The 26,082-nt window shown below is 74.3% G+C and carries 24 protein-coding genes and 1 pseudogene; 14 read left to right on the top strand and 11 right to left on the bottom strand.

Going from position 1 to position 26,082, the window contains the following annotated elements; genetic code table 11:
• Positions 1 to 224 precede the first annotated feature (224 nt).
• Together ACIQV3_RS35425 and ACIQV3_RS35430 are read left to right on the top strand one after the other, a co-directional pair.
• Entirely contained in the window at positions 225 to 770 is a 546-nt protein-coding gene (locus ACIQV3_RS35425) for a hypothetical protein (protein ID WP_403719931.1), read from the top strand.
• A gap of 34 nt (positions 771 to 804) precedes the next feature.
• A complete protein-coding gene (locus tag ACIQV3_RS35430; RefSeq protein ID WP_403719933.1) occupies positions 805 to 1,758 on the top strand; it encodes a hypothetical protein in 954 nt (317 codons plus the stop codon).
• Positions 1,759 to 1,998: 240 nt separating this feature from the next.
• On the opposite strand, the gene ACIQV3_RS35435 is transcribed toward ACIQV3_RS35430, so the two are convergent.
• From ACIQV3_RS35435 to ACIQV3_RS35450, 4 genes are all read right to left on the bottom strand, one after another.
• Complete coding sequence (locus ACIQV3_RS35435) at positions 1,999 to 3,594, bottom strand: molybdopterin-dependent oxidoreductase (RefSeq protein ID WP_403719935.1); 1,596 nt, start codon at positions 3,592 to 3,594, stop codon at positions 1,999 to 2,001.
• Between the two features lie 121 nt (positions 3,595 to 3,715).
• A complete protein-coding gene (locus ACIQV3_RS35440; RefSeq protein WP_403719936.1) occupies positions 3,716 to 3,934 on the bottom strand; it encodes a hypothetical protein in 219 nt (72 codons plus the stop codon).
• Positions 3,935 to 4,158: 224 nt separating this feature from the next.
• Positions 4,159 to 6,468 (bottom strand): alpha-N-acetylglucosaminidase, encoded by a 2,310-nt coding sequence (locus ACIQV3_RS35445; RefSeq protein ID WP_403719937.1) that lies wholly within the window; start codon positions 6,466 to 6,468, stop codon positions 4,159 to 4,161.
• Between the two features lie 110 nt (positions 6,469 to 6,578).
• Positions 6,579 to 8,294 (bottom strand): ricin-type beta-trefoil lectin domain protein, encoded by a 1,716-nt coding sequence (locus ACIQV3_RS35450; protein WP_403719941.1) that lies wholly within the window; start codon positions 8,292 to 8,294, stop codon positions 6,579 to 6,581.
• Positions 8,295 to 8,498: 204 nt separating this feature from the next.
• Between ACIQV3_RS35450 and ACIQV3_RS35455 the strand changes: the two genes are divergently transcribed.
• A complete protein-coding gene (locus ACIQV3_RS35455; RefSeq protein WP_403719944.1) occupies positions 8,499 to 9,143 on the top strand; it encodes a TetR/AcrR family transcriptional regulator in 645 nt (214 codons plus the stop codon).
• Positions 9,144 to 9,232: 89 nt separating this feature from the next.
• Positions 9,233 to 10,213, top strand: coding sequence for a serine/threonine dehydratase (locus tag ACIQV3_RS35460; RefSeq protein WP_403719946.1), 981 nt, complete (start codon positions 9,233 to 9,235; stop codon positions 10,211 to 10,213).
• A 40-nt stretch (positions 10,214 to 10,253) separates the two neighbouring features.
• Here ACIQV3_RS35460 and ACIQV3_RS35465 read toward each other — a convergent pair whose 3' ends face one another.
• Complete coding sequence (locus tag ACIQV3_RS35465) at positions 10,254 to 10,703, bottom strand: universal stress protein (RefSeq protein ID WP_327303144.1); 450 nt, start codon at positions 10,701 to 10,703, stop codon at positions 10,254 to 10,256.
• A 184-nt stretch (positions 10,704 to 10,887) separates the two neighbouring features.
• On the opposite strand from ACIQV3_RS35465, the gene ACIQV3_RS35470 reads away from it, so the two are divergent.
• Genes ACIQV3_RS35470 through ACIQV3_RS35480 form a run of 3 tightly spaced genes read left to right on the top strand, consistent with a single transcriptional unit; the run spans position 10,888 to position 12,120 of the window.
• A complete protein-coding gene (locus ACIQV3_RS35470; protein WP_403719950.1) occupies positions 10,888 to 11,244 on the top strand; it encodes a hypothetical protein in 357 nt (118 codons plus the stop codon).
• A 48-nt stretch (positions 11,245 to 11,292) separates the two neighbouring features.
• Positions 11,293 to 11,892, top strand: a complete 600-nt coding sequence (locus ACIQV3_RS35475; protein ID WP_403719951.1) for a universal stress protein — start codon at positions 11,293 to 11,295, stop codon at positions 11,890 to 11,892.
• Positions 11,893 to 11,904: 12 nt separating this feature from the next.
• Complete coding sequence (locus tag ACIQV3_RS35480; protein WP_403720098.1) at positions 11,905 to 12,120, top strand: universal stress protein; 216 nt, start codon at positions 11,905 to 11,907, stop codon at positions 12,118 to 12,120.
• 73 nt (positions 12,121 to 12,193) lie between these two features.
• Here the strand turns inward: ACIQV3_RS35480 and ACIQV3_RS35485 are convergent, their stop codons facing one another.
• Positions 12,194 to 13,465, bottom strand: a complete 1,272-nt coding sequence (locus ACIQV3_RS35485; RefSeq protein ID WP_403719953.1) for an MFS transporter — start codon at positions 13,463 to 13,465, stop codon at positions 12,194 to 12,196.
• A 140-nt stretch (positions 13,466 to 13,605) separates the two neighbouring features.
• Positions 13,606 to 14,199 carry an ArsR/SmtB family transcription factor gene (locus ACIQV3_RS35490; protein WP_403719955.1) on the bottom strand — a complete coding sequence of 198 codons (594 nt, stop codon included), beginning with the start codon at positions 14,197 to 14,199 and terminating at the stop codon, positions 13,606 to 13,608.
• Positions 14,200 to 14,513: 314 nt separating this feature from the next.
• Between ACIQV3_RS35490 and ACIQV3_RS35495 the strand changes: the two genes are divergently transcribed.
• Positions 14,514 to 15,212 (top strand): DUF4328 domain-containing protein, encoded by a 699-nt coding sequence (locus ACIQV3_RS35495; RefSeq protein ID WP_403719956.1) that lies wholly within the window; start codon positions 14,514 to 14,516, stop codon positions 15,210 to 15,212.
• Between the two features lie 30 nt (positions 15,213 to 15,242).
• Here the strand turns inward: ACIQV3_RS35495 and ACIQV3_RS35500 are convergent, their stop codons facing one another.
• Entirely contained in the window at positions 15,243 to 15,956 is a 714-nt protein-coding gene (locus ACIQV3_RS35500) for an alpha/beta fold hydrolase (RefSeq protein WP_403719959.1), read from the bottom strand.
• Positions 15,957 to 16,434: 478 nt separating this feature from the next.
• On the opposite strand from ACIQV3_RS35500, the gene ACIQV3_RS35505 reads away from it, so the two are divergent.
• Genes ACIQV3_RS35505 through ACIQV3_RS35515 form a run of 3 tightly spaced genes read left to right on the top strand, consistent with a single transcriptional unit; the run spans position 16,435 to position 20,268 of the window.
• Positions 16,435 to 18,459, top strand: coding sequence for an FAD-dependent oxidoreductase (locus tag ACIQV3_RS35505; RefSeq protein WP_403719962.1), 2,025 nt, complete (start codon positions 16,435 to 16,437; stop codon positions 18,457 to 18,459).
• 58 nt (positions 18,460 to 18,517) lie between these two features.
• Positions 18,518 to 18,934: a PaaI family thioesterase gene (locus tag ACIQV3_RS35510; protein ID WP_403719965.1), complete on the top strand. Its 417-nt coding sequence runs from the start codon at positions 18,518 to 18,520 to the stop codon at positions 18,932 to 18,934.
• Positions 18,931 to 20,268, top strand: coding sequence for an MFS transporter (locus ACIQV3_RS35515; RefSeq protein ID WP_403719968.1), 1,338 nt, complete (start codon positions 18,931 to 18,933; stop codon positions 20,266 to 20,268). The genes ACIQV3_RS35510 and ACIQV3_RS35515 overlap by 4 nt, the downstream gene beginning before the upstream one ends.
• Before the next feature lie 24 nt (positions 20,269 to 20,292).
• Here the strand turns inward: ACIQV3_RS35515 and ACIQV3_RS35520 are convergent, their stop codons facing one another.
• Complete coding sequence (locus ACIQV3_RS35520) at positions 20,293 to 21,078, bottom strand: helix-turn-helix domain-containing protein (RefSeq protein ID WP_403719972.1); 786 nt, start codon at positions 21,076 to 21,078, stop codon at positions 20,293 to 20,295.
• Complete coding sequence (locus ACIQV3_RS35525; RefSeq protein WP_403719975.1) at positions 21,075 to 21,770, bottom strand: helix-turn-helix domain-containing protein; 696 nt, start codon at positions 21,768 to 21,770, stop codon at positions 21,075 to 21,077. The genes ACIQV3_RS35520 and ACIQV3_RS35525 overlap by 4 nt, the downstream gene beginning before the upstream one ends.
• 318 nt (positions 21,771 to 22,088) lie before the next feature.
• Between ACIQV3_RS35525 and ACIQV3_RS35530 the strand changes: the two genes are divergently transcribed.
• On the top strand, positions 22,089 to 22,460 hold the full coding sequence (locus tag ACIQV3_RS35530) for a peptidoglycan-binding protein (RefSeq protein ID WP_403719978.1): 372 nt from the start codon (positions 22,089 to 22,091) through the stop codon (positions 22,458 to 22,460).
• 346 nt (positions 22,461 to 22,806) lie between these two features.
• Here the strand turns inward: ACIQV3_RS35530 and ACIQV3_RS35535 are convergent, their stop codons facing one another.
• The gene (locus ACIQV3_RS35535) at positions 22,807 to 23,619 is read right to left on the bottom strand and encodes a DeoR/GlpR family DNA-binding transcription regulator (protein WP_403719981.1); all 813 of its coding nucleotides are present in this window, start codon (positions 23,617 to 23,619) and stop codon (positions 22,807 to 22,809) included.
• 127 nt (positions 23,620 to 23,746) lie between these two features.
• Between ACIQV3_RS35535 and galT the strand changes: the two genes are divergently transcribed.
• Both galT and galK read left to right on the top strand, forming a co-directional pair.
• Positions 23,747 to 24,793: a galactose-1-phosphate uridylyltransferase gene (gene galT, locus ACIQV3_RS35540; RefSeq protein WP_403719984.1), complete on the top strand. Its 1,047-nt coding sequence runs from the start codon at positions 23,747 to 23,749 to the stop codon at positions 24,791 to 24,793.
• Positions 24,790 to 25,941, top strand: a pseudogene (galK, locus tag ACIQV3_RS35545) (galactokinase). The gene galT and the pseudogene galK overlap by 4 nt, the downstream one beginning before the upstream one ends.
• The last annotated feature ends 141 nt before the right edge of the window (positions 25,942 to 26,082 follow it).

Here is a 26,082-nt window from a genome sequence, read left to right on the forward strand (position 1 = left end):
GCCGCCGCGATCTGGCACAACCACAAGACCGGCCAACCCGTCACACGATCCTTGATCGCCTACGACCACTGATCACATCGGAATGACTCGTCTAGGGCACAAGGGCCGGAAAAAGGGGACCAAAGCCCGCAAGGGCCTCCACCATGCGTTGTTAGGGTCGCCTTACTCCATTCGAACGCAAAGTGGTCGGCCGCTGCCTGCCCGAGCAAAGGGACAGGTGAGGCATGCGTGGACACCGCCACGCCCAAGAGGCGACCGCCGGCAATCCCTCGGCGAGCGGGCCCGCCGGCACCGCGAGTACGGCCGGCACCGCGAGTACGGCCGGCACCGCGAGTACGGCCGGCACCGCGAGTACGGCCGGCACCGCGAGTACGGCCGGCACCACGGGCACGGCCCCGACTCCCGGCGCGGCCCGCCCCATGCACCGCGCGACGGTCATGCGGTCCCTGGGCCTCGTCGCCCTGGCGGCCCTACTCCAGAACAACCCGAAGGTCGACGCCAAGGCGGGTGGCTCCTTCTTCACGGAGATCTCCCGCGAGGACCTGGACACGCTCGATGCCGACCTCATGATCATGGTGCCGATCGGCGTGCCCGCCGCCAAGGCCGAGGACGACGCCCTCTTCAAGGAGATCCCCGTCGTCAAGGCCGGCCACGACCTCGTCTTCGAGCCCGAGTCGACCCTCAGCTCGGCCTTCGCGACCGACTCCGTCCTCTCCGTCTCCTACGCCCTGGACCAGGTCGTTCCCGAGATCGCCAAGGCCCTGAAGTAGCGGGGGAACCGACCGACCCGCCGGGGAGCCGCGCATGTCCGCGCCCACCGTCCGACCCGTCTGGGGCTCCCTGAACCCCGAGGTCCGGGCCCGTGTCGAACGGGAACTGGGGTCGGGCGTCGCCCGGGCCCGGTCCTGCGGAGACGGGTTCAGCCCCGGACTGGCGTCCAGGCTCCTGCTGGAGGACGGCCGCAGGGTGTTCCTCAAGGGAATCCACGCCCGGCACCCCTGGGCCCCCCGGTACGCGGACGAGATCGCGGTCACCACGGCCCTGCCCGCCGGCACCGGCCCCGGGGTGTGCTGGTCGGCGGCGCCCGAGGAGTCCGGGGGCTGGTGGTGGCTGTGCCTGGAGGACGTACCGGGCACCCACCCGGTCCTCGCTCCGGGAGCCACCGGCACAGCGCGGGCGGTGGCCGCCGTCGACCGGGCCCTGCGGCGGCACACCCCGTCACCCGCCCGGGGGACCCGGCCGGTCGCGGACGTCGTGGGACCGTGGCTCACCGGCTGGTCCGCCCTGCGCACGGCCCCGCCCGCCGGCCTGGACCCCTGGGCCGGCCGGCACCTGTACCGGCTCGCGGCCATCGAGCGGGACTGGTGGCGGGCCTCCCGCGGCGACACCCTGCTCCACTGGGACCTGCACACCGCCAACATGCTCCACCGGCCCGCGGCCGGGAGCGCCGCCGATGAGGTCGTGCTCATCGACTGGTCCTACCGGCTGCACGGCGCGGCCTGGATCGACGCCGCCGTACTGGTGCCCCAGCTGATCCTCGGCGGGCACACCCCGGCCCAGGCCGAGCGGGCGACCGCCCGGCTGCCCCGACCCGCCGCTCCCGGGGCACTGACCGGGTTCGCCGCGGGCCTGGCGGGACTCTGGACCGCGGCCTCGCGCCAGCCACCGCCCGCCACGGCCCCGGCCCTGCGCGGCCACCAGGCAAGGACGGCCGACGCCACGCTCACCTGGCTCCGCCACCGCACGGGCTGGCCCTGACCCCCGGGACTCCTGACTCCCGGACCCCGGACCCGGACCCGGACCCGGACTCCGGACCCCGGACCCGGACCCGGACTCCGGACCCCGGACCCGGACCCGGACTCCGGACCCCGGACCCGGACCCGGACCCCGGACCCGGACCCGGACCCCGGACCCGGACCCGGACCCCGGACCCGGACCCCGGGACCCTGACCCCGGGACCACGACCGGCGGTCGCTCCGGGAGGACGGCCGACCGGCCCTACCCCCGGACCCGGACCGTCACCGCGTGCCATCCGGTGGCGCCGTCGGGGAGGGTTCCGGCGCGGTCCCCCGTCTGTACGGCGCCGCCGCCGTCCGTGGCGCGGACCTCCAGGGTGTGCCCGCCCGGAGCCGCCGCCCAGGGCCACACCCACTGGCGCCAGGTGTCGTTCCCGTCGGGCGTTCCGAGTCGGGCCTCGTGCCACGGGCCCCCGTCCACCCGTACCTCGACCCGCGCGATGCCCCGGTGCGGCGCCCACGCCACCCCGGCGACGGCCACCCGGCCCGCCGCGACCTCGGCGGAGGGGCGCGGGGTGTCGATGCGCGACTGGGTCTTGACCGGGGCCCGCTGCGCCCAGGACCGGCGCACCCAGTACGCGTCGTACGCGGCGAAGGTGGTGAGCCGGAGCTCGCGCAGCCACTTGCACGCGGAGACGTACCCGTACAGGCCCGGCACGATCATGCGTACGGGGAAACCGTGCCGGAAGGGGAGCGGTTCGCCGTTCATGCCCACCGCCAGCAGCGCCTCCCGGCCGTCCATCACGGTCTCGACGGGGGTGCCGAGGGTCATCCCGTCCACCGAGCGGGCCACGAGCTGGTCGGCGCGGCCGCCCTGCGACGGCGGTCGCACCCCCGCCTCGCGGAGCAGATCGGCGAGGCGCACGCCCAGCCAGCGGGCCGTGCCCGCGTACGGGCCGCCGACCTCGTTCGACACGCAGGTCAGGGTGGCGTCGTGCTCGACCAGGGGCCGGGCCAGCAGCTCCCGCAGGCCGAGGGTGAGGGGCGTGGCGACCCCCTCCCCGCGCACGGTCAGCCGCCAGGTGCCCGCGTTCACGCGCGGGACGACCAAGGCGGTGTCCACGCGGTAGAACTCCCGGACGGGTGTGATGAACCGGGTGGCTCCGGGGATCCGCAGGTCCGCTCCGGCCGGGACCGGCGGGGCCGCCGCGGCGGGCGGCGGCAGGACGAGACCGGCCCGCGAGGCCGTGGCTCCCGCGTCCCGGAAGGCGCCGAGCCGCCGCCCCGCGTACCCGGCTCCGGCCGACAGGGCCAGCACGGCGACGGCGAGGCGGCCGAAGCCCCGTCGGTCCAGGGCGCCGGGCGGGTCGGCCCCCGAGGGCCGCAGACGGGGCCGCGCGATGGCTCTGACCAGCAGGTACAGCACTCCGGCGGCCGCGCACCCGCCCACCAGCGAGGGCAGTGCGTCCTGCCAAGCGGCCCCGGGTCGGCCGAGCGCGGCCGCCGCGCCGAGCACACCGAAGGCGGCCGCGAGCGCCGTGCCCGCGGCCGGGCGGCGTACGGCGAGCAGCCCGGCCGCGATCGCCACGACGGCCGGCACGGCGCCGATGCCCAGGGTCAGCACCAGCTTGTCGTCCGTACCGAAGCTGCGGATCGCCCACTCCTTGACGGCGGCCGGGGTGCCGTCGACCACGGCCCCGCCGACGGCGGTGAGCGGGGCCGCCTCGGGCCGGACGGCCGCCGCGACCAGCTGGGCCAGGGCCAGTCCGGCGAAGGCGGCGAGCAGTCCGCCGGCGGCGCCGAGCGCGTACCGGCCCCTGCCCGAGGCGTGGGCCCGACCCGCTCTCGTACGGATCACGCTGAGTCACCGCCCGCCCCGCTCGGTGGGATGGAACCCCCAGGTACCAGGGTGCCTCCGAACCGGGGGTGCGCGCCCGGGGCGAGCGGCCGGGCCGTGCTATCCGAGCGGCCGCGCCGTCCTAGCCGAGCGGCCGGCGCTTGCGCAGTTCCACGATCCCGTCGGTGAGCCGTGCGCGCAGGGCGGAGCGGTACCGGAGCTGCTGCTCCCGGTCCGCGGGCGGGCGTAACCGGCCGGTGGGAGCGGCGGCGGGTACGGGGCCGGGCATGGTGGTCCCGCCGGTGAGGAGCTCCAGCAGCTCCAGCGACGCGGACGTGCGGTGCGGGTCGGTCTCGGACATGGCGGGCGTCCTTCCGGCGATGGCGGGCGTCGGAAAGGGCGGTCGCCGGACGATGGCTCCGGTGACCGCCCCTGCTCCGTTTCCGGCAGTGTCCTTCAGTGAACCCGGTGCCGCGCTAGAGCGTCGGCCGGTCGGCCCGGTTGTCCCCCGGGCGGGTGGGGGGCCTCCCCCCGGAGGGTGAGCGCCGCTTCATCGGGCGATCTCCACCTCCCCCAGGGTGTACGTCAGTTGACAGCGGGAAGGGTGGCGGCGATGCCGGCCGCCAGGACGTACGGGTCACCGGTCGGCCGCACCGGGTGGCGGGTGGTGAGCCTGGCCCAGTCTTCCTCGAAGGCGTGCCAGTCGATCGCCCTCGGTGCGGCGCGCCGCACCAGGGCCTCCTCCAGCGAGGCGAAGTAGGAGGCCCAGCGCCGGGCGTACAACTCGCCGACCAGGCCGCTCCATTCGCGGTTCGCGTAGTCGTGCAGGAAGCCGCCCTCGCTGGTGCTCTGTCGCCCCCACACGCTCAGGAGCGAGCGGGCGTCGTACTCGTACCGGTCCTGCTCGGCCTTGTCCCCGCCGTGCGCGCGGGCCGCCGACAGCCAGGAGCCGAGCAGGAAGTTCGGATCGGATCCGACGAGCGCGTCCAACTGCCGCTCCCAGTAAGCCCAGTCGGCGGTCAGCTCGCGGAACAGGGCCAGGTCCCGGGCCTCGTAGGCCGCCTTGATCCGGGGCAGCAGCACCCGCGAGTGGTTGGCGAGGGCCTGCCGGGCGGTGTCCACCAGGTCGAAGCGGTAGGCGCTGGAGCCGCGAAGCCGGGGGTCCACCTCGAGCAGGTGGTCCAGGGCCCGGCGCACCGAACCCGCCGGATACCGCATCGCCTTGGGGCTCCAGTAGGCCGACCCCACGGCCGTCAGACTCGGCCGGGCGGAGAACAGGCTGTCCTGGGACTCCGACCACAGCCCCGAGGAGGTGCTGTACGGGCCCTTGCGCAGCTCCTCCCAGGCCGCGGCGGCCCGGGCGTCCGGGGCCCCGTACCGGCGGGCCGCGAAGTCCGCGAACCACTTCCGCTGGTCGACGGGGCCGGGCTCCCACGCGAGGTCGGTGAAGAGGTCGAAGGCCGCCGGATTGGTGCCGGTGGCCTCGGGCAGGTAGGCGATGCCCTTCAGCGCGCTGTCGGGCTTCGCCCGCCAGGACTGGAACCGGTCGATCCACACCGAGGTGTTCGCGCCGATCGTCGTGTGCCCGCCGAAGTTGTAGATCGAGCCGATGGCGTACGAGGTCCCGCCCCAACGGGTCTCGCGGTCCAGCCGGTTGTACCGGTCGGAGAGCCCGTCCAGGATCAGCAGCTTCGAGGTGTCCACCCCGGCCAGCAGCTCCTTGGTCGGATCGTCCTGCCAGCCCAGCACCGCCCACAGGGCGCCCGGATGCGCCGCCCAAAGGGCCTGCTGCACCGCCCCGGCGGCCGCCTTCACGTCCACCGAACCGGTCTGGCCGCCCTCGTGCAGCGGGCTCATCCGGTACATCGTGCTGTCCCCGAACACCGCGCGCTGCTCGGCGTAGTACGCGGCCGCCAGTTTGGCGAAGGGCGGCGACATCGGGTCCAGCCAGTCGGGCCGGTCGAAGCCCGCCCAGTCGCCCTGCGGGACCGTGATCGCACCCGGGTTGCGCCCGGCGAAGGCCGGCGGAACCGTCCCGAAGTAGCCCGGCAGGACCGGGGTCATGCCGAGACCGCGCAGCTGCTCGGCGATTCTGCCGCCCAACTCGGCCCGGCCGCGCATCAGTTCCTCGGACACCGGGCCGCCGAAGCCGCTCAGGTTCTGCAGCAGCCACCAGCTCTGGTGACCGGGGCCCGGGATCCACTCCCGCAGCTCCTCGGCGGTGTAGCCGAACCGCTGGAGCGCCTTGTAGTACGGGTACTCGGCGCCGACCTGGACGAACACCTCGTTCATGCCGTGCAGGGCGAGCAGGTCGATCTGCCGCTGGTGTTCCTCGAAGGTGCGGTACGGGCCGCTGTACCCGTCGTCGGTGTCGTTCAGCGCGTACCGGTGCGCCACCTGCGCGGTGCGGGTGACCGGGGAGGGCACCGCCGGCAGCTCGGCGGGCAGCAGGCCGATGCTGTCTCCGGGCCAGCCGATGTCGGCTCCGGCGACGTGCTGGAGGTACCAGCCGACCCCGGTGAGCAGCGTGGCGCCGGTGGAACCCCGGACGGTGATCGCGCCGGCGGTACCGGACACGGTGAAGGCGTCGGGCCCGGATCCCGGGTCGGACACCAGCGTGAACTGCCCCGCGTGGCGCGGCAGCAGCCGCTTCAGGGAGGCCCGGGCGGGGGCGGTGTCGAAGACCCGCGGCCGGGGAGCGGGCGGGGTCGCGGCGTGTCCCGCGCCGGCCGGCGCGGGGGAGCGGGCGGGGGCTCCCGCCGCGGGGGCCGTCGCTCCGGGGGCCGCCCCGGCGAGGGTCAGGGTGAGCAGGGCCGCGGGCAGCGCGGCCAGGGTGATCCGGCGGCGCGCCCGCCGGGCGGCGGCCCGGCCGCGTCGTGGGAGGGGGACCGGCATGCGCGTCGTCCTCGTCTCGGCCGGCCGCGGCGCTGCGGCCGGCTCGCTCGGCTCGGTGGGTGGGTGCTTCCTCGTCTGGTGCCTCGTCGGCTTCCCCATGGGGCGGGCCGTCAGACCGGCAGGGCCCAGGCCTGGTCGACCTGGTGGTCGCCGCAGGGCGTCAGCCGCAGCCGCTCGGCGGGGGTGCCCGGTTCGACCGGGGCCGTCGCGGGGGCGGGCGCCGTCAGGCAGAGTCCGCTCGCGTCCTCGACCAGGGCGCCGTCGCGGCGGGGGGTCCAGCTCTGACCGGGCTCGCGGTGGCGCCGGTCGCCCGAGCAGTCGGCCAGCTCCACGAGGCCCTCCTCGCCCGCCGACAGGCACGCTCCGGCCTGGCGCAGGCTGCCGTCCCGGCCCAGGGTCCAGCGCTGGTCGGGTGCGCCCGTACAGGCGGCCATCACGACGGCGCCGACGCCGGTGGTGTTCGCCCCGTCGGCGCAGGCGGCGCTCGTGCCGGGGCCCCGGCCGGCGATCTGCCCGGTCGGTACGGCCTCGGCGCAGCCGGTGCGCGGGGTGAGCCGCCAGACGCCCGTGTCGTGCGGGGCCAGCGTTCCGGTCAGGGTGTCGGACAGTTCGCGGGTCTCACCGTTCCACAGGTTCTTCGCTTCGACGGTGCAGGAGTCCAGCCCGAGCTCGTCGAGCGGTACGCGGATGTCGCGGGCGGCGCCGGACCGGTTGAGCACGGCGACCGCGCGGTCCCCGTTCGCCAGCGGCCGCACCAGGATGTCGAAGGTGGCGTTCGAGGAGACCACCGCGCCCTGGCGGCCCATCGGGTCCTGGTCCAGCGCGATCAGATCGGTGTTGCCGAGGGCGGCGAGCCCGTCCGCGGAGAGTTCGGAGACCTGCGAGGACAGGATGAACGGCGCGGCCATCATGGCCCACAGGCCGACCTGGCTGCGGCTCTCCGCCGCGGTGAGCCCGGGGGCGCCCGCGATCAGGAAGTCGGGGTCGTTCCAGTTGCCGGGGCCGGCGTACCGGCCGAGCCAGCGGTTGTAGCCGTAGTTGCCCATGACCGAGCTCCAGCGCGAGGTGTCCGGGGCGGTCGGCTTGTAGACCTTGATGTCCCGGCCCTCGCGCCACAGCTGGCCGGTCTCGCCGACCCAGTCGATCACCTTGTGCCAGTCGGATCCGCCCCACTCGCCCTGCTGGAAGTAGGCGGGCGCCGAGGCGGACAGCGCCATGTCCCGGCCGCTGCCGCGCAGGGCCCTGGCCACGGAGTTGTAGGCGTCCCGGTAGGCCTGCTCCTTGGTCTTGCCCTCGGGCACCCAGAGGTTGCAGCCGTCCATCTTGACGTAGTCCACCTTCCAGGAGGCGAACTGCCGCGCGTCGCGGGCGTAGTGGTCGGGGCCGCCGCCTTCGGGGGAGCCGCTGCCGGGGTAGCGCTCGCAGGTGAGGGAGCCGGCGTCCTGGTAGATGCCGAACTTCAGCTTCCTGGCGTGCAGGTACGCGCCGAGCCAGGCCATCCCGTGCGGGAACTTCTGCGTGTCGACGACCAGATTGCCGTCCGCGTCACGGCTCTTGGTCATCCAGCAGTCGTCGATGGTGACGGTGTCGTAGCCCTTGGCTGCCAGGCCGGTGGCCACGAGCGCGTCCGCGTTCGCCACGACCTTGGCCTCGTCGATGTCGCACATGTAGTGCGCCCAGTTGTTCCAGCCCATGGGCGGGGTGAGCGCGAGCGGCGTGTCCGACGTCGCGTGGGGCTCGGCCGTCGCCGGAGCGGGACAGAGCGCGAGGGCGAGCAGGGCGGCCGCGGTCAGGCAGGGGAGCGACGCACGCAGGCGAGGCGGCACGGAGTCTCCTTGACGTGGGGGCTGTCGAGGGCTCAGTGGAGCGGTGTGACTACCCGCTGTCAACATAAGTCGCGGTTTATTGATCAATGACCAGCAATATGGGTGTAGTCGAGCGCGCAGGCGGCGGCTGATACGTCGTACGGTACGGTGTTCGGTACGGCGGTTGTTACGACGGATGTGACAGCGGCTGATACGGTGTATCCCATGCCGAGAAGATCAGCCGCCCTGGACCGTGCCACCCCCGAGGCGATCGCCGCCGCCGCCCTGCGGATCCTCGACGAGCAGGGACCCGCCGCGCTCAGCTTCCGCGCGCTCGCCGAGCGGCTCGACGTCTCGCACGCCACCGTCCAGCGCCGGTGCACCGACCTCGCCGGCCTGCTCGACCTCTGCACCGAGCACCTCGCCGCGCAGCTGCCCCGGATCCCGGCCGCGGTGGGCTGGGCCGAAGCCACCGAGCAGCGGTTCGGCGCCCTCTACCGGCTTCTCGCGGACCACCCCGGGCTGATGATCCTGCGCGGCGGCCGCCCCTGGCTGGGCCGGCAGCTGCTCGCCCGGCTCGTGGAGCCGGCGCTCGCCGACAATGTGGCCGCCGGGATGACCGCCGCCGAGGCGATGACCGCTTACCGGCGGATGTACCTGCTGACCCTGGGCAGCGCGGCCTTCGTCGACCACCGGGACCCGGCCGCCGCCACCGCCGCCTCGCGGGGGGCGCTGGCCGCCCTGGACCCGGCCGAGTTCCCCGTGCTCTCGGGCGGGCTGGCCGACGTACTGCCCGCGCTGACCGACCACGAGGTGTACTACGGCGCCTTGCGGCAGCTGATCGAGGCCAACCGGCCCGCCGGAGCCTGAGGGCGGGGCCGAACCGCTCTGACGGTTCCGAACGATTCCGAGAGTTTCCGAGCGTTTCCGAGAGTTTCGAACGACAGGAGTGCGGGTTCATGGATCAGCAGCCGGACACGGTGCAGCTCGACGGGGTGCCCCTCGACGCGGTGCCCCTCGACTACGGCGCCGTGCGCGCCGCCGCCGCCCGGATCGCCGGGGCCGTGCGGCCTGTCGCGGTGATACCGGCGGGCGGCGGGATCTCGTACGCCCTGGAGCACCTCCAGCACACCGGCTCCTTCAAGGCGCGCGGAGCCCGCAACTTCCTCGCCGCCCACCGCGCCGCCGGCAGCCTCACCGGCGCCGGGGTCACCATCGCCTCCGGAGGCAACGCGGGGCTCGCCTGCGCCTGGGCGGCCCGCGCCGAGGGCGTGCCCGCCACCGTGTTCCTGCCGGCCACGGCCCCGCGCGTGAAGGTGGAGCGGCTGCGCGGCTACGGGGCCGACGTCCGGCTCGTCGGCGACCGGTACGCCGAAGCGCTCGCCGCCTGCCGGGAGTTCGCGGCCGGGAGCGGGGCGCTGAGCAGCCACGCGTACGACCACCCGCTGATCGCCGCGGGCGCCGGGACCCTGCTCGACGAGATCCGCGCCGCCCTGCCCGGCCTGGACGCGGTCGTCGTCGCGGTCGGCGGAGGCGGGCTGTTCGCCGGCATCGCGACCGCCGCGCGGGAACACGGCGTACGGGTCGTCGCGGCCGAGCCGGAGAACTGCCGGGCCCTGAACGCGGCCCTCGAAGCCGGCCGGCCCGTGGACGTCCCGGTGGACTCGGTGGCCTCCGACTCGCTCGGAGCCACCCGGGTCTCCGCGGACGCGCTCGCCGCTGTGCGGCAGCCGAACGCCGTGTCCGTCCTGGTCCCGGACGCGGCGATCACCGCCGCCCGGCGCGCGCTCTGGGACGAGCACCGCATCGTCGTCGAAGCGGGCGCGGCGACCGCCCTGGCGGCCGTACGCACCGCGCCCGGGCCGCTCGGCGAGCGGGTCGCCGTGGTGCTCTGCGGGGCCAACACCGACCCGGCGGACCTGAGCGCGGCGCCGGCCTAGGCGCCGGCCCAGGCGGTGGCCCCGACCGGGGCCGGGGTCCTCAGGCGGAGCCGTCCTCGCGGACCACGACGACCGTGCTGGCCGCGTACTGCACCACCTGCTGGCTCACCGAGCCCAGCAGCGCGCCCTTGATCCCGCCGTAGCCGCGGGTGCCGACGACCGTCAGCGCCGCCTCCTTCGAGGCCTCCACCAGCACCCGCGCGGGCGAGCCCTGCTCCACCCGGCGGAAGACCGGAACGCCCGGCGAGGTGCCGACCGCCTCCGCCACGGTGTCGGCGAGCTTCTGCCGGGCCGCGTCCTCGGCGTGGACGAGCTCGGTCTGCTCGGCCGGGCTGACGCCGAAGGGATTGGTGTTCCACTCCCAGCTCATCACGGCGTGCACGCGGCCGCCGATGGCCTTCGCCTGGGCCACGCCCCAGCGCAGGGCCTGCTTCGAGTGGTTCGAACCGTCCACGCCGACGACGATCAGAGGCTCGGTGTTCTGGCTCACGATGGTTCCTCACGTTTCGTCCGAATGATCGTCCTCGTCCCTGTATACACGCCGCACCCGGTCCGACCTCGAACGACGATCGTTGCGCGGTCCCGAGACTTTGGAGAACAGAAGCGGCCGATCCCGCTTGCGAGAGTCGGGAGGACAAGCAGACAGAGGAACCCAGAGGAACGAGGAGTTCGACGTGGCGCGACGCAAAGGATGTCTGATCGGCTGTGCGGTGGCCGGGGTGCTGGGGATCGGGCTGCTCGTGGCGCTGCTCTTCGGGGTCGGCAAGGTGATGGACGTGGCCGAGAAGACCCTCGTCGACCAGAAGGTGTACGAGTCCGTGAGCGTGGGCGATTCCGAGGCCGAGGTCCGCGCCAAGCTGCCCTCCGGCGAAAGCTTCGTCACCTCGGCCCTCAAGGGCGGCGGCCCCGCCGTGCCCGCCGGCAGCCAGTGCTCCTGGTACCTGTCCGACTCGGGGAACGGCGATACGGTGCTGCGCTTCTGCTACAAGGACGGCAAGCTCGCGGAGAAGGCCGACTACCGCGTGGAATAGGCCCTTCGGCCCCTGCCCGCCGGTCCCGCCCCGCCGGAGGGTGGAGACATGCAGACCAACTCGGCCGCTGCCGCCCCCGTCCGCCCCGCCCGCCCCGTCCTGGCCGCCGTGGACGGCTCGGAACACAGCCTGAGGACCCTGGACTGGGCCCTCGACACCGCCCGTACGCGCGGGGCGGAGCTCTACGTGGCCCACGTACGGCCCGACGCCCCGCGGATCCACGCCCACGGTGAGGCTTTCGTACCGCCGCCCGGCGGGGAGGGCGATCCGGTACTGGACGCGGTACGGGAGCGGCTGGCCGGGCGGGACGACCTGCCGCCGGTCACCTGTGTCTCCCGCGACGGAACCCCCTCCGCCACCCTGATCGAACTCGCGGCGGGAGCGCAGCTCCTGGTCATGGGTTCGCGCGGGCTCGGAGGCTTCGCCAGCCTGCTGCTCGGCTCCAACAGCCGGGTGTGCGCCGCCTTCGCGGAGGCCCGCCGCCGGGGCGCGGTGCTCCAGGTCGTCTCCACGCACCTGGTCCCGCTCTCCTCGCTCACCCTGGTCGGCTCCCTCGTCGCGGAGCGCGGCGGCGGCCACCCGCCGGGCACCGCCGGCGGCGAGGCTACCGAAGCGGCCCGGGAACTCGCCGAGAACCAACGCACGTGACTCCAGCCGTACCTGACGAGGCGTTACCCCGACGTCACCGTCGCAGCGGTCGTCGCCCCCGGTGACCCGGCCGGCCGCCTGGTCACCGTCTCCCAGCGCGCCGAACTCATCGTGGTGGGCCGCCACCGCCGCCGCCTGCGGGCCGACTCCCTGCTGATGGGCTCGGTCTCCAACGCGGTGCTCCTGCACGCCCTGTGCCCGGTGGCGGTGGTTCCCGCACAGGGTTAGGGCGCGCACGAAGGCGGGCCGGCCCCTGTCCGGCGGGCCCTGCGAGGCCTGGCGGGCCCCCGGCCGGCAGGCCCTACGCGGCCTTGCCCGGCGCCGGTCGGGGCAGTTCGGCGTGCCGCACCGCGCCGGAGGCCAGGGCGATGGCCACGCCCAGGCTGCCGAAGGCGCCGCAGCCGACGAAGACCGGGGCGGAGCCCCAGACTCCGATGGCGGCGCCGACGAGCGGGTAGCTGAGAGGGGCGAGCCCGACCATGGTGAGCATGAGGACGGAGGTGACCCGGCCGAGATACGCGGGGTTCGCCGCGGTCTGTATCAGGGCGCTGTTCAGGCCGCCGAAGACGCCCGCGCCCAGTCCGACGACCGCCGCCAGCACCACGGCGATCCACAGGACCGGCACCAGCGCGATGGCGGCCGCGCCCGCGCAGCCCATGAGGAGGGTCCCGCAGAGCACCAGGCCGGCGCGGGGCAGCCGGCCGAGGAGGGCGAGCAGCGCCGCACTGGCGGCCGCTCCCGCGCCGAAGCCGCCGACGATCCAGCCGTAGCCGGAAGCTCCCCAGCCCCGCTCCGCGTTGAGCAGCACCATGCCGACGTTGAGCGTGCCCGTGAGGCCGAGCTCGCAGACGGCGCCGGCGGCGACGAGCGGGCCGATGAGGCGGTGGCGGCGGATGTAGCGCAGGCCGTCGAGCAGGTCCTTCCACGCGGTGCCCGGCTCCGGCGGGGTCTCCGGGGGTGCCTCGACGGGCCGTATGCGTACCGACAGCAGGAGCGGCAGGGACAGCGCGAAGAGGAGGCCCGCGACGGTGAAGGCGGCCGCGGGGCCTCCGAGTCCCATGGCCAGGCCCCCGAGGGGAGGGCTCACGATCTGACCGAGGCGCATGGACAGGGAGCGCATGCCGGTGACGCGGGTGAGCTGATCGGCGCTGGTGATCCGCGGCGGGAGCGCACCGATCGCGGGGACGAACAGGGCGTCGACCGCGCCGAAGACGAGCGCCACGGCCACCAGGAGCCACAAGGCCGGTGCGGTCAGGGCGACGGCGGCGGCCACCGAGAGGAGCAGGACGCAGCGCAGCGCGTCGCTGCCGAGCAGGACCCGGCGGACATCGAACCGGTCGGCCACCACGCCTCCGCCCAGCATCAGCAGGGCCCGGGGCAGCGCCCCGGCGGCCATGATGAGGCCGACCTCGGCGGGACCGGCGGACTTCTGCGCGGACCAGGCCAGGGCGACGAAGTACACGTTGTCGCCGACGAGGGAAGCGGTGTACGCGGCGAGCCAGCGCAGCACGTTGCCGTCGCGGTGGGCGGGCACGGTGGCGTGTCCGGGCAGGGCTCTCTCTGCGGTGGCCAAGGCGGGCTCCAGTGGCTCGGGGGCGCGGGCGGGATCCGGCTCGGGGGCGCGCGCGACACGGCTGGGGGACGCGGGTGCGGGGACGCGGTTCGGGATGCGGCGCGGAGTGCGGAGCGGAATGCGGCGTGGGACACGGCCCGTCAGAGCCGGAACGGGAACCCGTAGAGGTGCACGGACACGTGCTCGCGGTCCTGGGTGTCACCCTCCGCCCGGGCGGCCTTGCCGCGCTCCCGCCAGCGCCGGGTGAGGGCCTCGAACTCGGCGCTCATCTCGGCGAGTTCGACGGGGGTCAGCTCGAGCATCCATTCGGAGGTGAACGCGGCGTCGGTCCATTCCGGGCTCCACGTGCCGGTCTGGTCCAGGTACCCGCGGTACTGCGCGGTGCGGTTGTCGAGGATGCCGCGGGTCACCGCGTCGACGGCGGCGGCCCCTTCGGGCGTCTGCGCGAAGTCCGAGTCGCGGTAGCCCCAGCCCTCGTCGGACGCCACCTGCCACCACCGCTCGCGGCCGTCGGTGCCCCGGCCGCCGGCCTCGGCCACGAAGCCGTGCTCGGCCAGCTTGCGCAGGTGGTAACTGACCAGCGACGGAGCCTGGTCGACCTGCTCGGCCAGCTGGGACGCGGTGGCCGAGCCGGCGGCGTACAGCCGTCGGTAGAGCTGCATGCGCAGGGGGTGTGTGAACGCCTTCAGGCGGGACAGGTCGGTGATCCGCTCGGGCGCGTGCTTCGGCCGCATGCGTGCACGGTAGATCTGAAGCAGAATTTGCGCAATAAACATTTCAGAACTGTCCATGGAGGAGCCCCGGACCGGTCGTCGACCGGTCCGGGGCCCCCGTCCGCGTCCGCGGGGAGCGGACGGATCAGTCGGGGGGTCGCACTGCTGGAGGAGGCCGTCCGCGAGGACCGCCACGCGGTCGCCCATCGTCACGGTCCGCCTCCACCGGGCCTGACCACCGCCGCGGCGCGCCCCCTGGACCGGGGCGCCCAGCGGCGCTGTCCCACCCGTGCCGTATGTTCTGCCTTCCCGCCCCCCCGTGGGCGGGTTTCCGCATGTCACGCACCCGTGGGGGGTCCCTCGTCATGTCCGCCGGTTCCGCAAGACTGTCACCGCTCGGCGCGCCGCCGGCGCGCTCGCTGCTCCGCTCGCCGAAGGGACTGGCGACGGCGCTGACGGTGCTGCTGGGCCTGTGCGGCGCGACCCGGCTGCTCTCGGCGGCCGCCGGGGTCAACCGGTACCGGACGCTGGACAGCTACGGGTTGGCCACGGGGCTGGGGCATCCCGGGACGCTGGTCACGATCTCCGCGAGCCTGGTCATGATGGCGATGGTCCCCACGGCGGTGGTCTTCATCGTCTGGTTCCACCGGGTCCGGGTGAACGCCGGGGTGTACGCGCGGGGAGCCATCCGCGGCGGCGCCGGCTGGGCGATCGGAGTCTGGTTCATCCCGGTCGTGGGCTGGACCGTTCTGCCCTGCCTGATCGCGATGAAGGTGTGGTCGGTCAGTGCGTCGAGGCTGCCGGGCAAGGCCGCGCTGACCTCACCCGCCCCCGTCTTCACCTGGGCCGGAACGTTCGGAGCGGCGCTGCTGGCGTCCGGTGGCGCGAACTGGTTCGCCGGCAGGGCCGCGAGCGATGACGCCGTGGGCGACGCGATCCTGCTCGCCGCGGGATCGGACCTGGTCTACGCGGTGGCGGCGGTGTCGGCCGTCTTCTTCGTACGCCGCCTGTCGGCCCTGCAGTCGGCCGGCTGACCGGAGTCCGGGCCGGATTGCGACCCGGGATCAGGCCGCGAGGAACGCCGCCACGGCCGCCGTGAACTCCCCGGGCGCCGCCGCGTGGATCAAGTGGCCGTACGGGAGGGTGATCAGGCGGGCGTCCGGGATGCGGCGGACCACCTCGTCGAAGGACGCGGGCGGCAGATGGCTGGTGGGGCCGCCGTACACGACCAGGGTCGGGGCCGTGATCCGCGCCAGGTCCGCGAGCCAGGCCGGGTCGGGGCGGTCGAGCTGGGGGCGGACCGCGAGCACCATCGCCCAGTCGAAGGCGAGTTCGCCGCCGGGGCGTTCCGGGATCACGGGCTCGCGGGGGAGCGGCGCGGGTGCGTCCTCCAGGACGAGGCGGCCGATGCGGTGCGGCTGCGCGGCGGCGGCCAGATACGCGACCACGCCGCCCAGGGAATGCCCCACCAGGTCCACCCGGCCGAGCCCGAGGGCGTCCAGGAAGCCCAGTACGTCGTCCCGCATGAGCGGCAGCGAGTACGCCGACGGCCACGAGCTGGCTCCGTGGCCGCGCAGGTCCAGCGCGAACACCCGCCGCTCCCGCGCGAGTTCGTCCCGTACGGACGCCCAGTCCGCGGCGGTCTTGCCCAGCGCCGGGAGCAGGATCACCGGCGGTCCGGCCGGCGGGCCGGCGACCTCGTAGGCGAGGCGCACCCCGCCGTTCACCGTCACGGTGTGCTGCTCGGCCGGCCGGGTGCTGCTGGGCTTCCGCGTCATCCGGCAGAGGGTACCGGGCGGGCGCGGGCCCGGGGGCGGGCCCGGGGGCGGGCCCGGGCGCGGTCGGCGGTGTGGTGGGGAGGCGGCCGCGTCCACTGCGTCCACGGCCTTCGCCGTGTCCACCGCGTCCGCCGCGGACGCCGCGGCCGAGCCGGTCGGTGGCGGACTCGGCGATGGCGCGGCCGACGAGCAGTGCCGTAGCCCGCGGCGGCGGCCGGGGCCGCGCGCAGAGTGGGGGCGCCGTGGCGCACGCGGGCGTCACGGCCCTCGGGGGCGGGGAATGCGGGCATCCCCCCGTCCTTCGCGGTCACCCGGGCCGTGAACTGCGCCACAGGTCCCGCAGGCGCGGGCCCTGGGGCCGGGGAATCCCCGGATCCGGGGGCCGTGGGGTTCCACACTCCCTTGTGCACCTAGTTGCATAATAAGCGCCCGCTCAGCTAGAACAGGTTCATCACCCCCGCGCGAGGAGGCGCCCCTCATGAGTCCCCAGAGCCGGTACCCGCACCTGCTGAGCCCCCTGGACCTCGGTTTCACCACCCTGCCGAACCGCGTGATCATGGGCTCCATGCACACCGGCCTCGAAGAGCACGAGCGGGGCTTCGAGCGCCTCGCCGCCTTCTACGCCGAGCGGGCCCGCGGCGGCGCGGGTCTGATCGTCACCGGTGGCATAGCCCCGAACGACGCCGGCCGGCCCTTCGAGGGGGGCGCCCGCCTCACCACCGAGGAGGAGGCCGCCGAGCACCGCGTGGTCACCGACGCGGTGCACGCCGAGGGCGGGAAGATCGCGATGCAGATCCTCCACTTCGGCCGCTACGCCTACCACAAGGACCTGGTCGCCCCCAGCGCCCTCCAGGCCCCCATCAGCCCCTTCGTCCCGAACGCGCTGACCGACGCCGAGGTCGAGCGCACCGTCGAGGACTTCGTCCGCGCCGCCCGGCTCGCCAAGCTGGCCGGGTACGACGGCGTCGAGATCATGGGCTCCGAGGGCTACCTGATCAACGAGTTCATCGCCGCCGCCACCAACAAGCGCACCGACCGCTGGGGCGGCGCCTACGAGAACCGCGTGCGCTTCCCGCTGGAGATCGTCCGGCGCACCCGCGCGGCCGTCGGCGAGGACTTCATCCTCATCTACCGCCTCTCGATGCTCGACCTGATCCCCGGCGGCTCCACCCTCGACGAGGTCGTCCACCTCGCCAAGGAGATCGAGGCGGCCGGCGCCACCATCATCAACACCGGCATCGGCTGGCACGAGGCCCGCATCCCCACCATCGCCACCTCCGTTCCGCGCGGCGCCTACACCTGGGTGACCAAGCGGCTGATGGGCGCGGTCTCCGTCCCCCTCGTCACCAGCAACCGCATCAACACCCCGGAGATCGCGGAGGAGTTGCTCGCGGACGGCCGCGCCGACCTGGTCTCGCTCGCCCGCCCCTTCCTCGCCGACGCCGATTTCGTCGCCAAGGCCGCCGCCGGGCGCTCCGAGACCATCAACACCTGCATCGGCTGCAACCAGGCCTGCCTGGACCACACCTTCAGCGGCAAGCTCACCACCTGCCTGGTGAACCCGCGCGCCTGCAACGAGACCGAACTCATCCTGTCTGCGACCCAGTTGAAGAAGCGCGTCGCCGTCGTCGGAGCCGGCCCGGCCGGTCTGGCCTGCGCCGTCTCCGCGGCCGGCCGCGGCCACGCCGTCACCCTCTACGAGGCCTCCGGCCACATCGGCGGCCAGCTCGACATCGCCCGCCGGATCCCCGGCAAGGAGGAGTTCGAGGAGACCATCCGCTACTACGGCACCCAACTCGCCGAGCACGCGGTCGAGGTCAAGCTGAACACCCGCGCCGACGTCGAGACCCTGCGCGGCTACGACGAGGTCGTCGTCGCCACGGGCGTCGTCCCCCGCATCCCCGACATCGAGGGCGTCGACGGCCCGAACGTCGTCAGCTACCTCGACGTCCTGCGCGACGGCGCCCCCGTCGGGCAGCGCGTCGCCGTCCTCGGCGCCGGCGGAATCGGCTTCGACGTCGCCGAGTTCCTCACCGACAGCGGTGAGGGCGCCTCCCAGGACCCGGAGGTCTACTTCCGGCACTGGGGCGTCGACACCGCCTACACCGGCCCCGGCGGCCTCACCGCCCCCGAACGCCCCGCACCGCCGCGCCAGGTCCATCTGCTCCAGCGCAAGGCCACCAAGGTCGGCGCCGGGCTCGGCACCACCACCGGGTGGATCCACCGGGCGGAGCTCAAGCACCGCGGTGTCGTCTCCGTCGCGGGGGCCGCGTACGACCGGATCGACGGCGAGGGCCTGCACATCACGGTGGAGGGCGAGCAGCGCCTCGTACCCGCCGACACGGTGGTCCTGTGCACCGGCCAGGAACCGCGACGCGACCTGTACGAGGCCCTGCGCGCGGCCGGCATCGAGGCGCACCTGATCGGCGGCGCCGACGTGGCCGCCGAACTGGACGCCAAGCGGGCCATCCGCCAGGGCACGGAACTGGCCGCCGCGCTCTGAGGCGCGCCTGACGCAAAGGGAGTTGTGGCGGTCCGGGCCGGACCGCCACAATCACCCGGTGACGACGCTGACACCGGCAGACGCGGACAAGATCCTCCACGACAACTTCGCCCCCTGGGTGCTCGCCCTCGGACTCACCGTCCAGGAGACGGGTGACCGGCACGCCGTACTGCGGCTGCCCTGGTCCGACACCCTCGCCCGCGACGGCGGGGGCCTCAGCGGGCAGGCCCTGATGGCCGCCGCGGACACCGCGAGCGTCATCGCGATCTCCGCCGCGCGCGGGGCCTACGGTCCGATGACCACCGTCCAGCAGTCCATCAGCTTCCAGCGGCCGGTGGTCGGCGCCGATGTGCTGATCGACGTACGGGTCACCAAACTCGGCAAGCGGATGGCCTTCGCCGACATCACCATGACGCCCGAGGGCGCCGGGGAACCGGCCGCGAAGGCCTCCACCGTCTACGCCCTGCTGGGGTGAGCGGTCCGCGGAGCGGACTGCGGCACAACCGCCCCTTCACCATCTTCTGGCTCGGCCAGGCCCTCTCGGTGCTCGGCGGCTCGGTATCGATGCTCGCCCTGCCGCTGGTCGTCCTCGACGTCACCGGATCCCTGGTCGGGATGGGCCTGATCACCGCCCTCTCCGGGGTCTGCGCCATCGCCACGGGAACCTTCGCCGGCCACGTGGTGGACCGGGTGGACCGCCGCCGCCTGATGATCGGCTGCGACCTCGCGCGGGCGGTGCTGCTGGGCTCCGTACCGCTGGTGTGGTCCCTCGGCGGCCCGCGGATCTGGTGGCTGTACGTACTGACCGCGCTGGTCACCGTACTGAAGACGCTCTTCGACGTGGCCTACGTGAGCGCCGTGCCCTCCCTGGTCGAACCGGCCGACCTGATCGCCGCCAACGGCCGGCTGATGGGCACCTTCGCCCTCGGCACCCTCCTCGGCCCGGTCGTGGCCGGCCTGCTCGTCGCGGGGGTCGACGGGTCCTGGGCGCTCGCCCTGGACGGAGCCACCTTCCTCGTCTCGGGGATCAGCCTGCGGTGGGTCCGCTTCCGCACCCGGGGGGGCGCGGCCACGGCCCGGCCTTCGCGGCCGGACACCTCACTGCGCGAGGTGTTCGTGGTCGGCTTCCGCTTCCTGTGGTCGCACGCCCTGCTGCGCCCGCTGACGGTCCTGCTCACCCTCCTCACCTTCGTCACCATCGGCGCCACCGACCTGCTGATCTTCCGCCTCCAGGACGACCTCGACCGCACCCCGGCGACCATCGGCTACGTGATGGCCGTGAGCGGCATCGGCGTCGTCTGCGCCTCCTTCGCCGCCGGGCCGCTGCGCCGGACCCTCGGCTTCGGCCCGTGCTGGCTCGGCTCGACCGCGCTGATCGGCCTGTCCGTGGCGGGCATGGGGGTCAGCCGCAGCGTGCCGGTGATCGCGGTGATGGCCGTCCTGTTCATGTTCGGGGTGACGACGGGCGGCGTCTGCTCCATGACCCTGCGCCAGGAAGTCACCCCGGACCACCTGCTCGGGCGGGTCACCTCCGCGTTCTGGACGGTCCACAACGCCTCGGGCCCGGTGGGGGCCGCGGTGCTCACCACCCTGGCGGCCCGGCACGGGGTCCCGTCGACCAGCCTGGCCGCGGGAGCCTTCTGTCTCCTGATCGCCGCCACGGGCCTCCTGACCCCCCTGCGCGCCGCCCGCCCGGGCCCGCCGCGCAAACCGCCGACGGGCACACCGCCGGCGGGTACGGACGGGGGGCCGGCGGACCCCACCGCCACCGCTTCGCGGCGCAGCCCACGACCGGGCCGCCGCCGGTGAGCGGCCGGCCCGGTGCCGGGCGGTTCAGCCGAAGCAGACCCGGTCTCCGTCGGCCGGGTCGCCCGGAGTCACGCACGAGCGGACGCCGGCGGTCCCCCGGGGTACCGGGGCCATCGGAGTCGCCGCGTACCGACCGAGATCCGCCTCGCTCACCCACAGTTCCTGCGGCTCCGGGACACCGGGGACGAACAGCTCCACGTGGTCCCCGGGTCGCAGGCCCGAGGTCCGCACCCACACGGCCTGGCACAAGGCCCCGTACCGCAGTTCGAGCTGACGGGTGCCGGGCCCCGCGTCCGTGCGCAGGTCGGTGACCATGCCCGCACCCCCGCACCCCATGCGCACCGGGTCCTTGCCGGCGCAACTCGCCGCGGAACAGCCGGGGTTGCGAATCGGCTTCTCCGTCGACCCGGCGCCGTCGGCGTGCTGCGGTCCGCTCCCGCGGAGCAGGAGCAGGCTCGCGGTCACGATGAGGGTGATGCCGCCGACCGCGGCGACCGCCGGCACCGTCCGCCGGCGCCGGCCACCCGGTAGGGGGCGGGGTCCGGTGGCGGAGGTGGGAACGGCTCGCCCGCTCCAGGCGGTGTCCGCGAGTTCCCACAGCGCGAGCAACTCGCCGGGCTGCTCGCGTGCGAGAGCGCACAGCGCCTCGACCGCCTGGCGGGGCGGCGGCTGCTTGGCGTTGAGATAGCGCTCCCAGGAGGATTTGCTGAACGGGGTGCGCCGGCCGAGGTCCGCGAGGCTCAGGCCGGTCCGCAGGCGAAGCCGCCGGAGCTCGGCGGCCAGGTGCCCGCACTCCGCCGGCAGGGTCACTTGCGCAGCTCCGCCCAGGTCTTCGGGCCGACGATCCCGTCCGCTATCAGTCCGCGCGCCGTCTGGAACCGGGTGGCGGCGTTCTTGGTGTCCTGGCCGTACAGTCCGTCGGTGCTCTTCGGGTCGAAGCCGTGCTCACGCAGCAGGCACTGGACCTCGACGACGTCGAAGCCCGTGCTGTTGGTGTCGAGCAGGATCTCGCGGCTGGTGCTGTGCCCGGCGCGCAACGCACCCTGTTGCCGGCTGATCTCGCAGTCGTACGCCACTCCGCGCCGGTAGCCGGACGTACCGGCATCCCCGCCACCCGCCCCGTCATCGGCCCAGGCGCCGCCGGCCAGGAGCCCCGCACCGAAGGCCACGACCACGGCCGCCGCGATCCCCGCGAGGAAGGTGCGGAACGGGACGGTGCGCGCTCCCGGGCCGGCCGCGGGCCGGGGCCGTGGCGCCGCACCGTCCGTTGCCCCGGCCGCGGCCGGGGCTTGCTGTCGGGCCCGTACGGCGACGTCGTGCAGGACCACCAGCCGCGTCGGGTCCGCCCCGCAGAGCTGGGCCAGTTCCTCGACGGCCTCGCGGGGCACGGACTGCTTCCCGTTGAGGTAGCGCTCCCACGAAGAGCGGCTGTAGCCGGTCTTCGCGGCGAGGGCGGCCAGGCTCAGGCCGCTGTGGTCCTTCAGGCGCCTCAACTCTGCCACGAGCCGACGTTCCCGGCCGTCGAGGCCGGCAGGCAGTTCCTTCCAACGAGCCACTGTGGCTTCCCCCCTCGATCCAGGGCACAGCATCGGGCCGCCACCCGCGGATTGGCCAGTGCCCCGGGGGCTTTGGCCCGATCCCCCCTCGTCCCGGCGTCCCACCAAGGTGTCCCGGAGCGGCACGTCCCAGCAGTTCAGAGCGTGGGACGTCCCACGCTGACCCCCGTCTCCGGGCTTGCTGGACACCGCCGATGTTGGCGCAGGAGAGTCGCTGCCAGCACCGGGCCGGATGCCCGGTCGTCGACAACGGAGGCACAGCAGATGAACCTTCGCAAGCAGATCGTGGTGACCGTGGCCACGGCCGTCCTCGGTGGCGGACTCGCCCTCGGCGGCGTCGCCAGCGCGGCCCCCGTCCCCTCGGAGCGGAGCGCCGCCCACACCTGCAACTACTACAGCGGCACCGCGCTCACCAAGACGGGCCAGACCGGCACGGAGGCGGTGAAGCGCATCAAGCAGGTGCAGTGCCTGATCAACCAGAACACCAGCTACCCGACCTGGCTCGCGGAGGACGGCCAGTTCGGATCGGCCACCTACAACGCCGTGAAGAGCGTGCAGAGCCACGCCGGCATCTCGGTCGACGGCCAGGTCGGCTCCAACACCTGGAGCAAGCTCCGCGCCGGCGTCTGGTGGTAGTCCGCGCCTGACACGGTCCACCCGACCGGCCACCCAACCGGTCACGCGCACGTGGCACGTACCACCTGCTGCTGCCCCCTGACGGGAGACGGACGTCATCGTGGGACGGAGATGACCGTCTGACCCCGCGGCCACTGCAGGGCGTTCGCCGAACGGTTGCCACAACCGTTCGGCGAACGCGTTCGCGTTTCCGGGCCGGACGAACCCCGGACGAACCCCGGACGAACCCCGGACGAACCCCGGAGGATGCCCTGAGGATCCCCGAACGGCGAGGCGCGCACGCTCCTGTCGAGTTGGTCCCTGCGCCAGAGCCGACGGACGGCGGCCCGGGGCTCCGGCCGGGGGCTCAGGGCCGCTCCTCGCCCGCGACGAGGAGCTCGCCCACCTCCTCCGCGAGCGCGGCGCGGGCGGGCGCGGGCAGACCGGCATCGGTGACGAACCAGTCCGCCTGGCGGAGCGCCGCGAAGCCGCTGAGCCCCACCACCCCCCACTTGCTGTGGTCCGCCACGACGGCGACCCGGCGCGCCGAGGCGACCAGGGCGCGGTTGGTCTGGGCCTCCATGAGGTTGGGGGTGGTCAGGCCGGCGCCCTGCGCCACCCCGTGCGCGCCGAGGAAGAGCAGGTCCACGTGGAGGGATCCGATCGCCAGGTCGGCGAGCGGCCCGACGAGGGCGGCCGAGGGCGTGGGCGAGCCGCCGGTGAGCAGCAGGGTGGGGGAGCCGGCGCCGCGCTCCCGGCCGTCGGCCCACACCAGTTCCGCCACCGGGAGGGAGTTGGTGACGATGGTGAGCCGCGGGATGCCGAGGAGCCGGGCCGCGACCGCGTGCGCGGTGGTGCCGCCCGAGACGGCTACCACGCTGCCCGGTTCCACCAGGGTCGCGGCCGTGTCCGCGATGGCGGCCTTGGCGTCGCCCTCCAGGTCCGACTTGGCCTCGAACCCGGGCTCGTGCGTGCTCGCCCCGGCCGGGGCGACGGCTCCGCCGTGCACCTTCTCCACGAGCCCTTGCCGGGCGAGGGCGTCCAGGTCCCGGCGTACGGTCATGTCCGAGACGCCCAGCTGCCCGACCAGCTCCGCCACCCGTACCGCGCCCTCGCGCCGGACCGAGTCCAGGATCAGCGCGCGTCGCTGGTGGGCCAGTTGGGCAGCCTGCTCGGCCACGGGTCGCTCCCGGGAATCGGCAAAACCGGTCAGAAGGCAGCAAGATAACACGGCAATGTTGTTCAAGTCTGGGGGAAACCTCGGCGCGGGCTGGTGGAAAATGTTCGAGAGTGTTTATTCTCGGTAGGTGAAGAAGACCCTCGCGAAACTCGCGGACGGCCGCGAACTGATCTACTTCGACACCGACGAAGGTGCCGTGCGCGACGCGCCCGACCTGCGCCCACTGGATCCCGTGGACAGCAGGCCGGAACTGCGGCGGGACGAGGCCACCGGTGACTGGATCACCATCGCCTCCCACCGCCAGAACCGGACCTACCACCCGCCCGCCGGCGAATGCCCGCTCTGCCCCTCCCGGGACGGCCGGCTCAGCGAGATCCCCGCCGCCGACTACGAGGTCGCCGTCTTCGAGAACCGCTTCCCCTCCCTCGCGGGCGAGGCCGGACGCTGCGAAGTCGTCTGCTTCACCCCCGACCACGACGCCGGCTTCGCCGACCTCACCCCGGCCGCCGCCCGGCTGGTCCTGGACGCATGGACCGACCGCACCGCGGAGCTCTCCGCGCTCCCCGGCGTCGAGCAGGTGTACTGCTTCGAGAACCGCGGAGCCGAGATCGGCGTGACCCTCGCCCACCCGCACGGCCAGATCTACGCCTTCCCCTTCGTCACGCCGCGCACCGCCAAGATGACGGCCGCCGCGCGGGCGCACCGCGCCGCCACCGGCCGCAACCTCTTCGAGGACCTCCTCGCCGGCGCCCGCGCCGCCACCGACAGGGTCGTGTCGGCCGGGGAGCACTGGACCGCCTTCGTGCCCCACGCCGCCCGCTGGCCGTACGAGGTCCACCTCTACCCCCACCGCCGGGTCCCCGACCTGACCCGCCTCACCGAAGCCGAGCGGGCCGAGTTCCCCGGGATCTACCTCGACTTGCTCCGCCGCTTCGACCGGCTGTTTCCCGTACCGCAGGCAGAGGCGGCGGCGCCCACCCCGTACATCTCCGCATGGCACCAGGCGCCCCGCACCCACGGCGGGGAACTCGCGCTGCACTTGGAGCTGTTCACCATCCGGAGGACACCCGACAAGCTCAAGTTCCTCGCCGGGACGGAGTCCGGGACGGAAGCCTTCATCAACGACGTGGCCCCCGAGACGGCCGCGCGACGACTGCGGGAGGCCCTGGCGTGAACCGGACCGAACAGGCCGCGAGGACCTTCGCGAAACTCTTCGGCGGTTCCCCCGACGGGGTCTGGGCGGCGCCCGGCCGGGTCAACCTGATCGGTGAACACACCGACTACAACGACGGGTTCGCGCTGCCCATCGCGCTCCCGCAGACCACCCTGCTCGCCGCCCGGGCCCGTACGGACGGCCGGCTGCTGCTGCACAGCGCGCAGGGCGACGGCCGGATCACCGAACTGGCCGTGGCCGGCCTGACCCCCGGAACCGTGCCGGGCTGGGCCGCGTACCCGGCCGGAGTGGTCTGGGCCCTCGCCGGGGCCGGACACCCGGTCGGCGGCGCGGACCTCCACTTCGACAGCACCGTGCCCACCGGCGCGGGGCTCTCCTCCTCCGCCGCGCTGGAGTGCGTGGTCGCGGTCGCCTACGACGAGGTGTAGGGACTGGGCCTGGCCCGGCCCGAACTGGCCCGGATCGCCCAGCGGGCGGAGAACGCCTTCGCCGGCGTCCCCTGCGGGATCATGGACCAGATGGCCTCCATGTGCTGCACCACCGGGGCCGCCCTCCACCTCGACGCCCGCACCCCCGAGGGCCACCGGCAGGCCCCCCTCGACCTCCCGGGGCAGGGGCTCGGACTGCTCGTGATCGACACCCGGGTCTCGCACGACCTGGGCGACGGGGCGTACGCGGCCCTGCGCGCGGGCTGTGAACGGGCGGCCGGGCTGCTCGGCCTGCGCGCCCTGCGGGATCTGCCCGCCCGGGACCTCGCGGGGGCCCTGGAGGAACTCCCGGGGGAGCTCGTACCGCTGGTCCGTCACGTGGTGACCGAGAACGGTCGGGTCACCGAGGCCGTGGCCCGGCTCCGGGAGGGCGACGCGGCGGCTCTCGGCCCGATCCTGACGGCCGGTCACGCGTCGCTCCGCGACGACTTCCGGGTCTCCTGCCCGGAGACCGACCTGGCGGTGACCGCCGCGCTGGGCGCCGGGGCGCTCGGCGCCCGGACGACGGGAGGCGGCTTCGGCGGCTCCGTCATCGCGCTGGTGGAGGCGGGGCGCGAGAACGCGGTGGGCGATCGCGTCACGGCGGCCTTCGGCGCGGCCGGCCACCGCTTCCCGCGGCTCCTCACCGTCACCCCGGCGGAGGGCGCCCGACGGCTGTAGCCAGGGCGGGGTCCGGCGGCCCGCCCGGTCGGGCGGTGAAGAGCGGCCCGCCCCGCCGGGCGGGGAACAAGTGTACGAACTCCCGCCGGAGCGCACCGTTCCCGGGCCGACCGGCACCACTTGGGCGGGCCCGGGTAGTGA

It is taken from the genome of Streptomyces sp. NPDC099050, from assembly GCF_044759865.1.
Taxonomy (GTDB): Bacteria; Actinomycetota; Actinomycetes; order Streptomycetales; family Streptomycetaceae; genus Streptomyces.

What these genes read in the sequence shown, in the direction of transcription:
- ACIQV3_RS35425 (WP_403719931.1), top strand. Translation starts at nt 225, where the DNA reads ATGCGTGGACACCGCCACGCCCAAGAGGCGACCGCCGGCAATCCCTCG.
- ACIQV3_RS35430 (WP_403719933.1), top strand. Translation starts at nt 805, where the DNA reads ATGTCCGCGCCCACCGTCCGACCCGTCTGGGGCTCCCTGAACCCCGAG.
- ACIQV3_RS35440 (WP_403719936.1), bottom strand. Translation starts at nt 3,934, where the DNA reads ATGTCCGAGACCGACCCGCACCGCACGTCCGCGTCGCTGGAGCTGCTG.
- ACIQV3_RS35445 (WP_403719937.1), bottom strand. Translation starts at nt 6,468, where the DNA reads ATGCCGGTCCCCCTCCCACGACGCGGCCGGGCCGCCGCCCGGCGGGCG.
- ACIQV3_RS35455 (WP_403719944.1), top strand. Translation starts at nt 8,499, where the DNA reads ATGCCGAGAAGATCAGCCGCCCTGGACCGTGCCACCCCCGAGGCGATC.
- ACIQV3_RS35460 (WP_403719946.1), top strand. Translation starts at nt 9,233, where the DNA reads ATGGATCAGCAGCCGGACACGGTGCAGCTCGACGGGGTGCCCCTCGAC.
- ACIQV3_RS35475 (WP_403719951.1), top strand. Translation starts at nt 11,293, where the DNA reads ATGCAGACCAACTCGGCCGCTGCCGCCCCCGTCCGCCCCGCCCGCCCC.
- ACIQV3_RS35490 (WP_403719955.1), bottom strand. Translation starts at nt 14,199, where the DNA reads ATGCGGCCGAAGCACGCGCCCGAGCGGATCACCGACCTGTCCCGCCTG.
- ACIQV3_RS35495 (WP_403719956.1), top strand. Translation starts at nt 14,514, where the DNA reads ATGTCACGCACCCGTGGGGGGTCCCTCGTCATGTCCGCCGGTTCCGCA.
- ACIQV3_RS35500 (WP_403719959.1), bottom strand. Translation starts at nt 15,956, where the DNA reads ATGACGCGGAAGCCCAGCAGCACCCGGCCGGCCGAGCAGCACACCGTG.
- ACIQV3_RS35505 (WP_403719962.1), top strand. Translation starts at nt 16,435, where the DNA reads ATGAGTCCCCAGAGCCGGTACCCGCACCTGCTGAGCCCCCTGGACCTC.
- ACIQV3_RS35530 (WP_403719978.1), top strand. Translation starts at nt 22,089, where the DNA reads ATGAACCTTCGCAAGCAGATCGTGGTGACCGTGGCCACGGCCGTCCTC.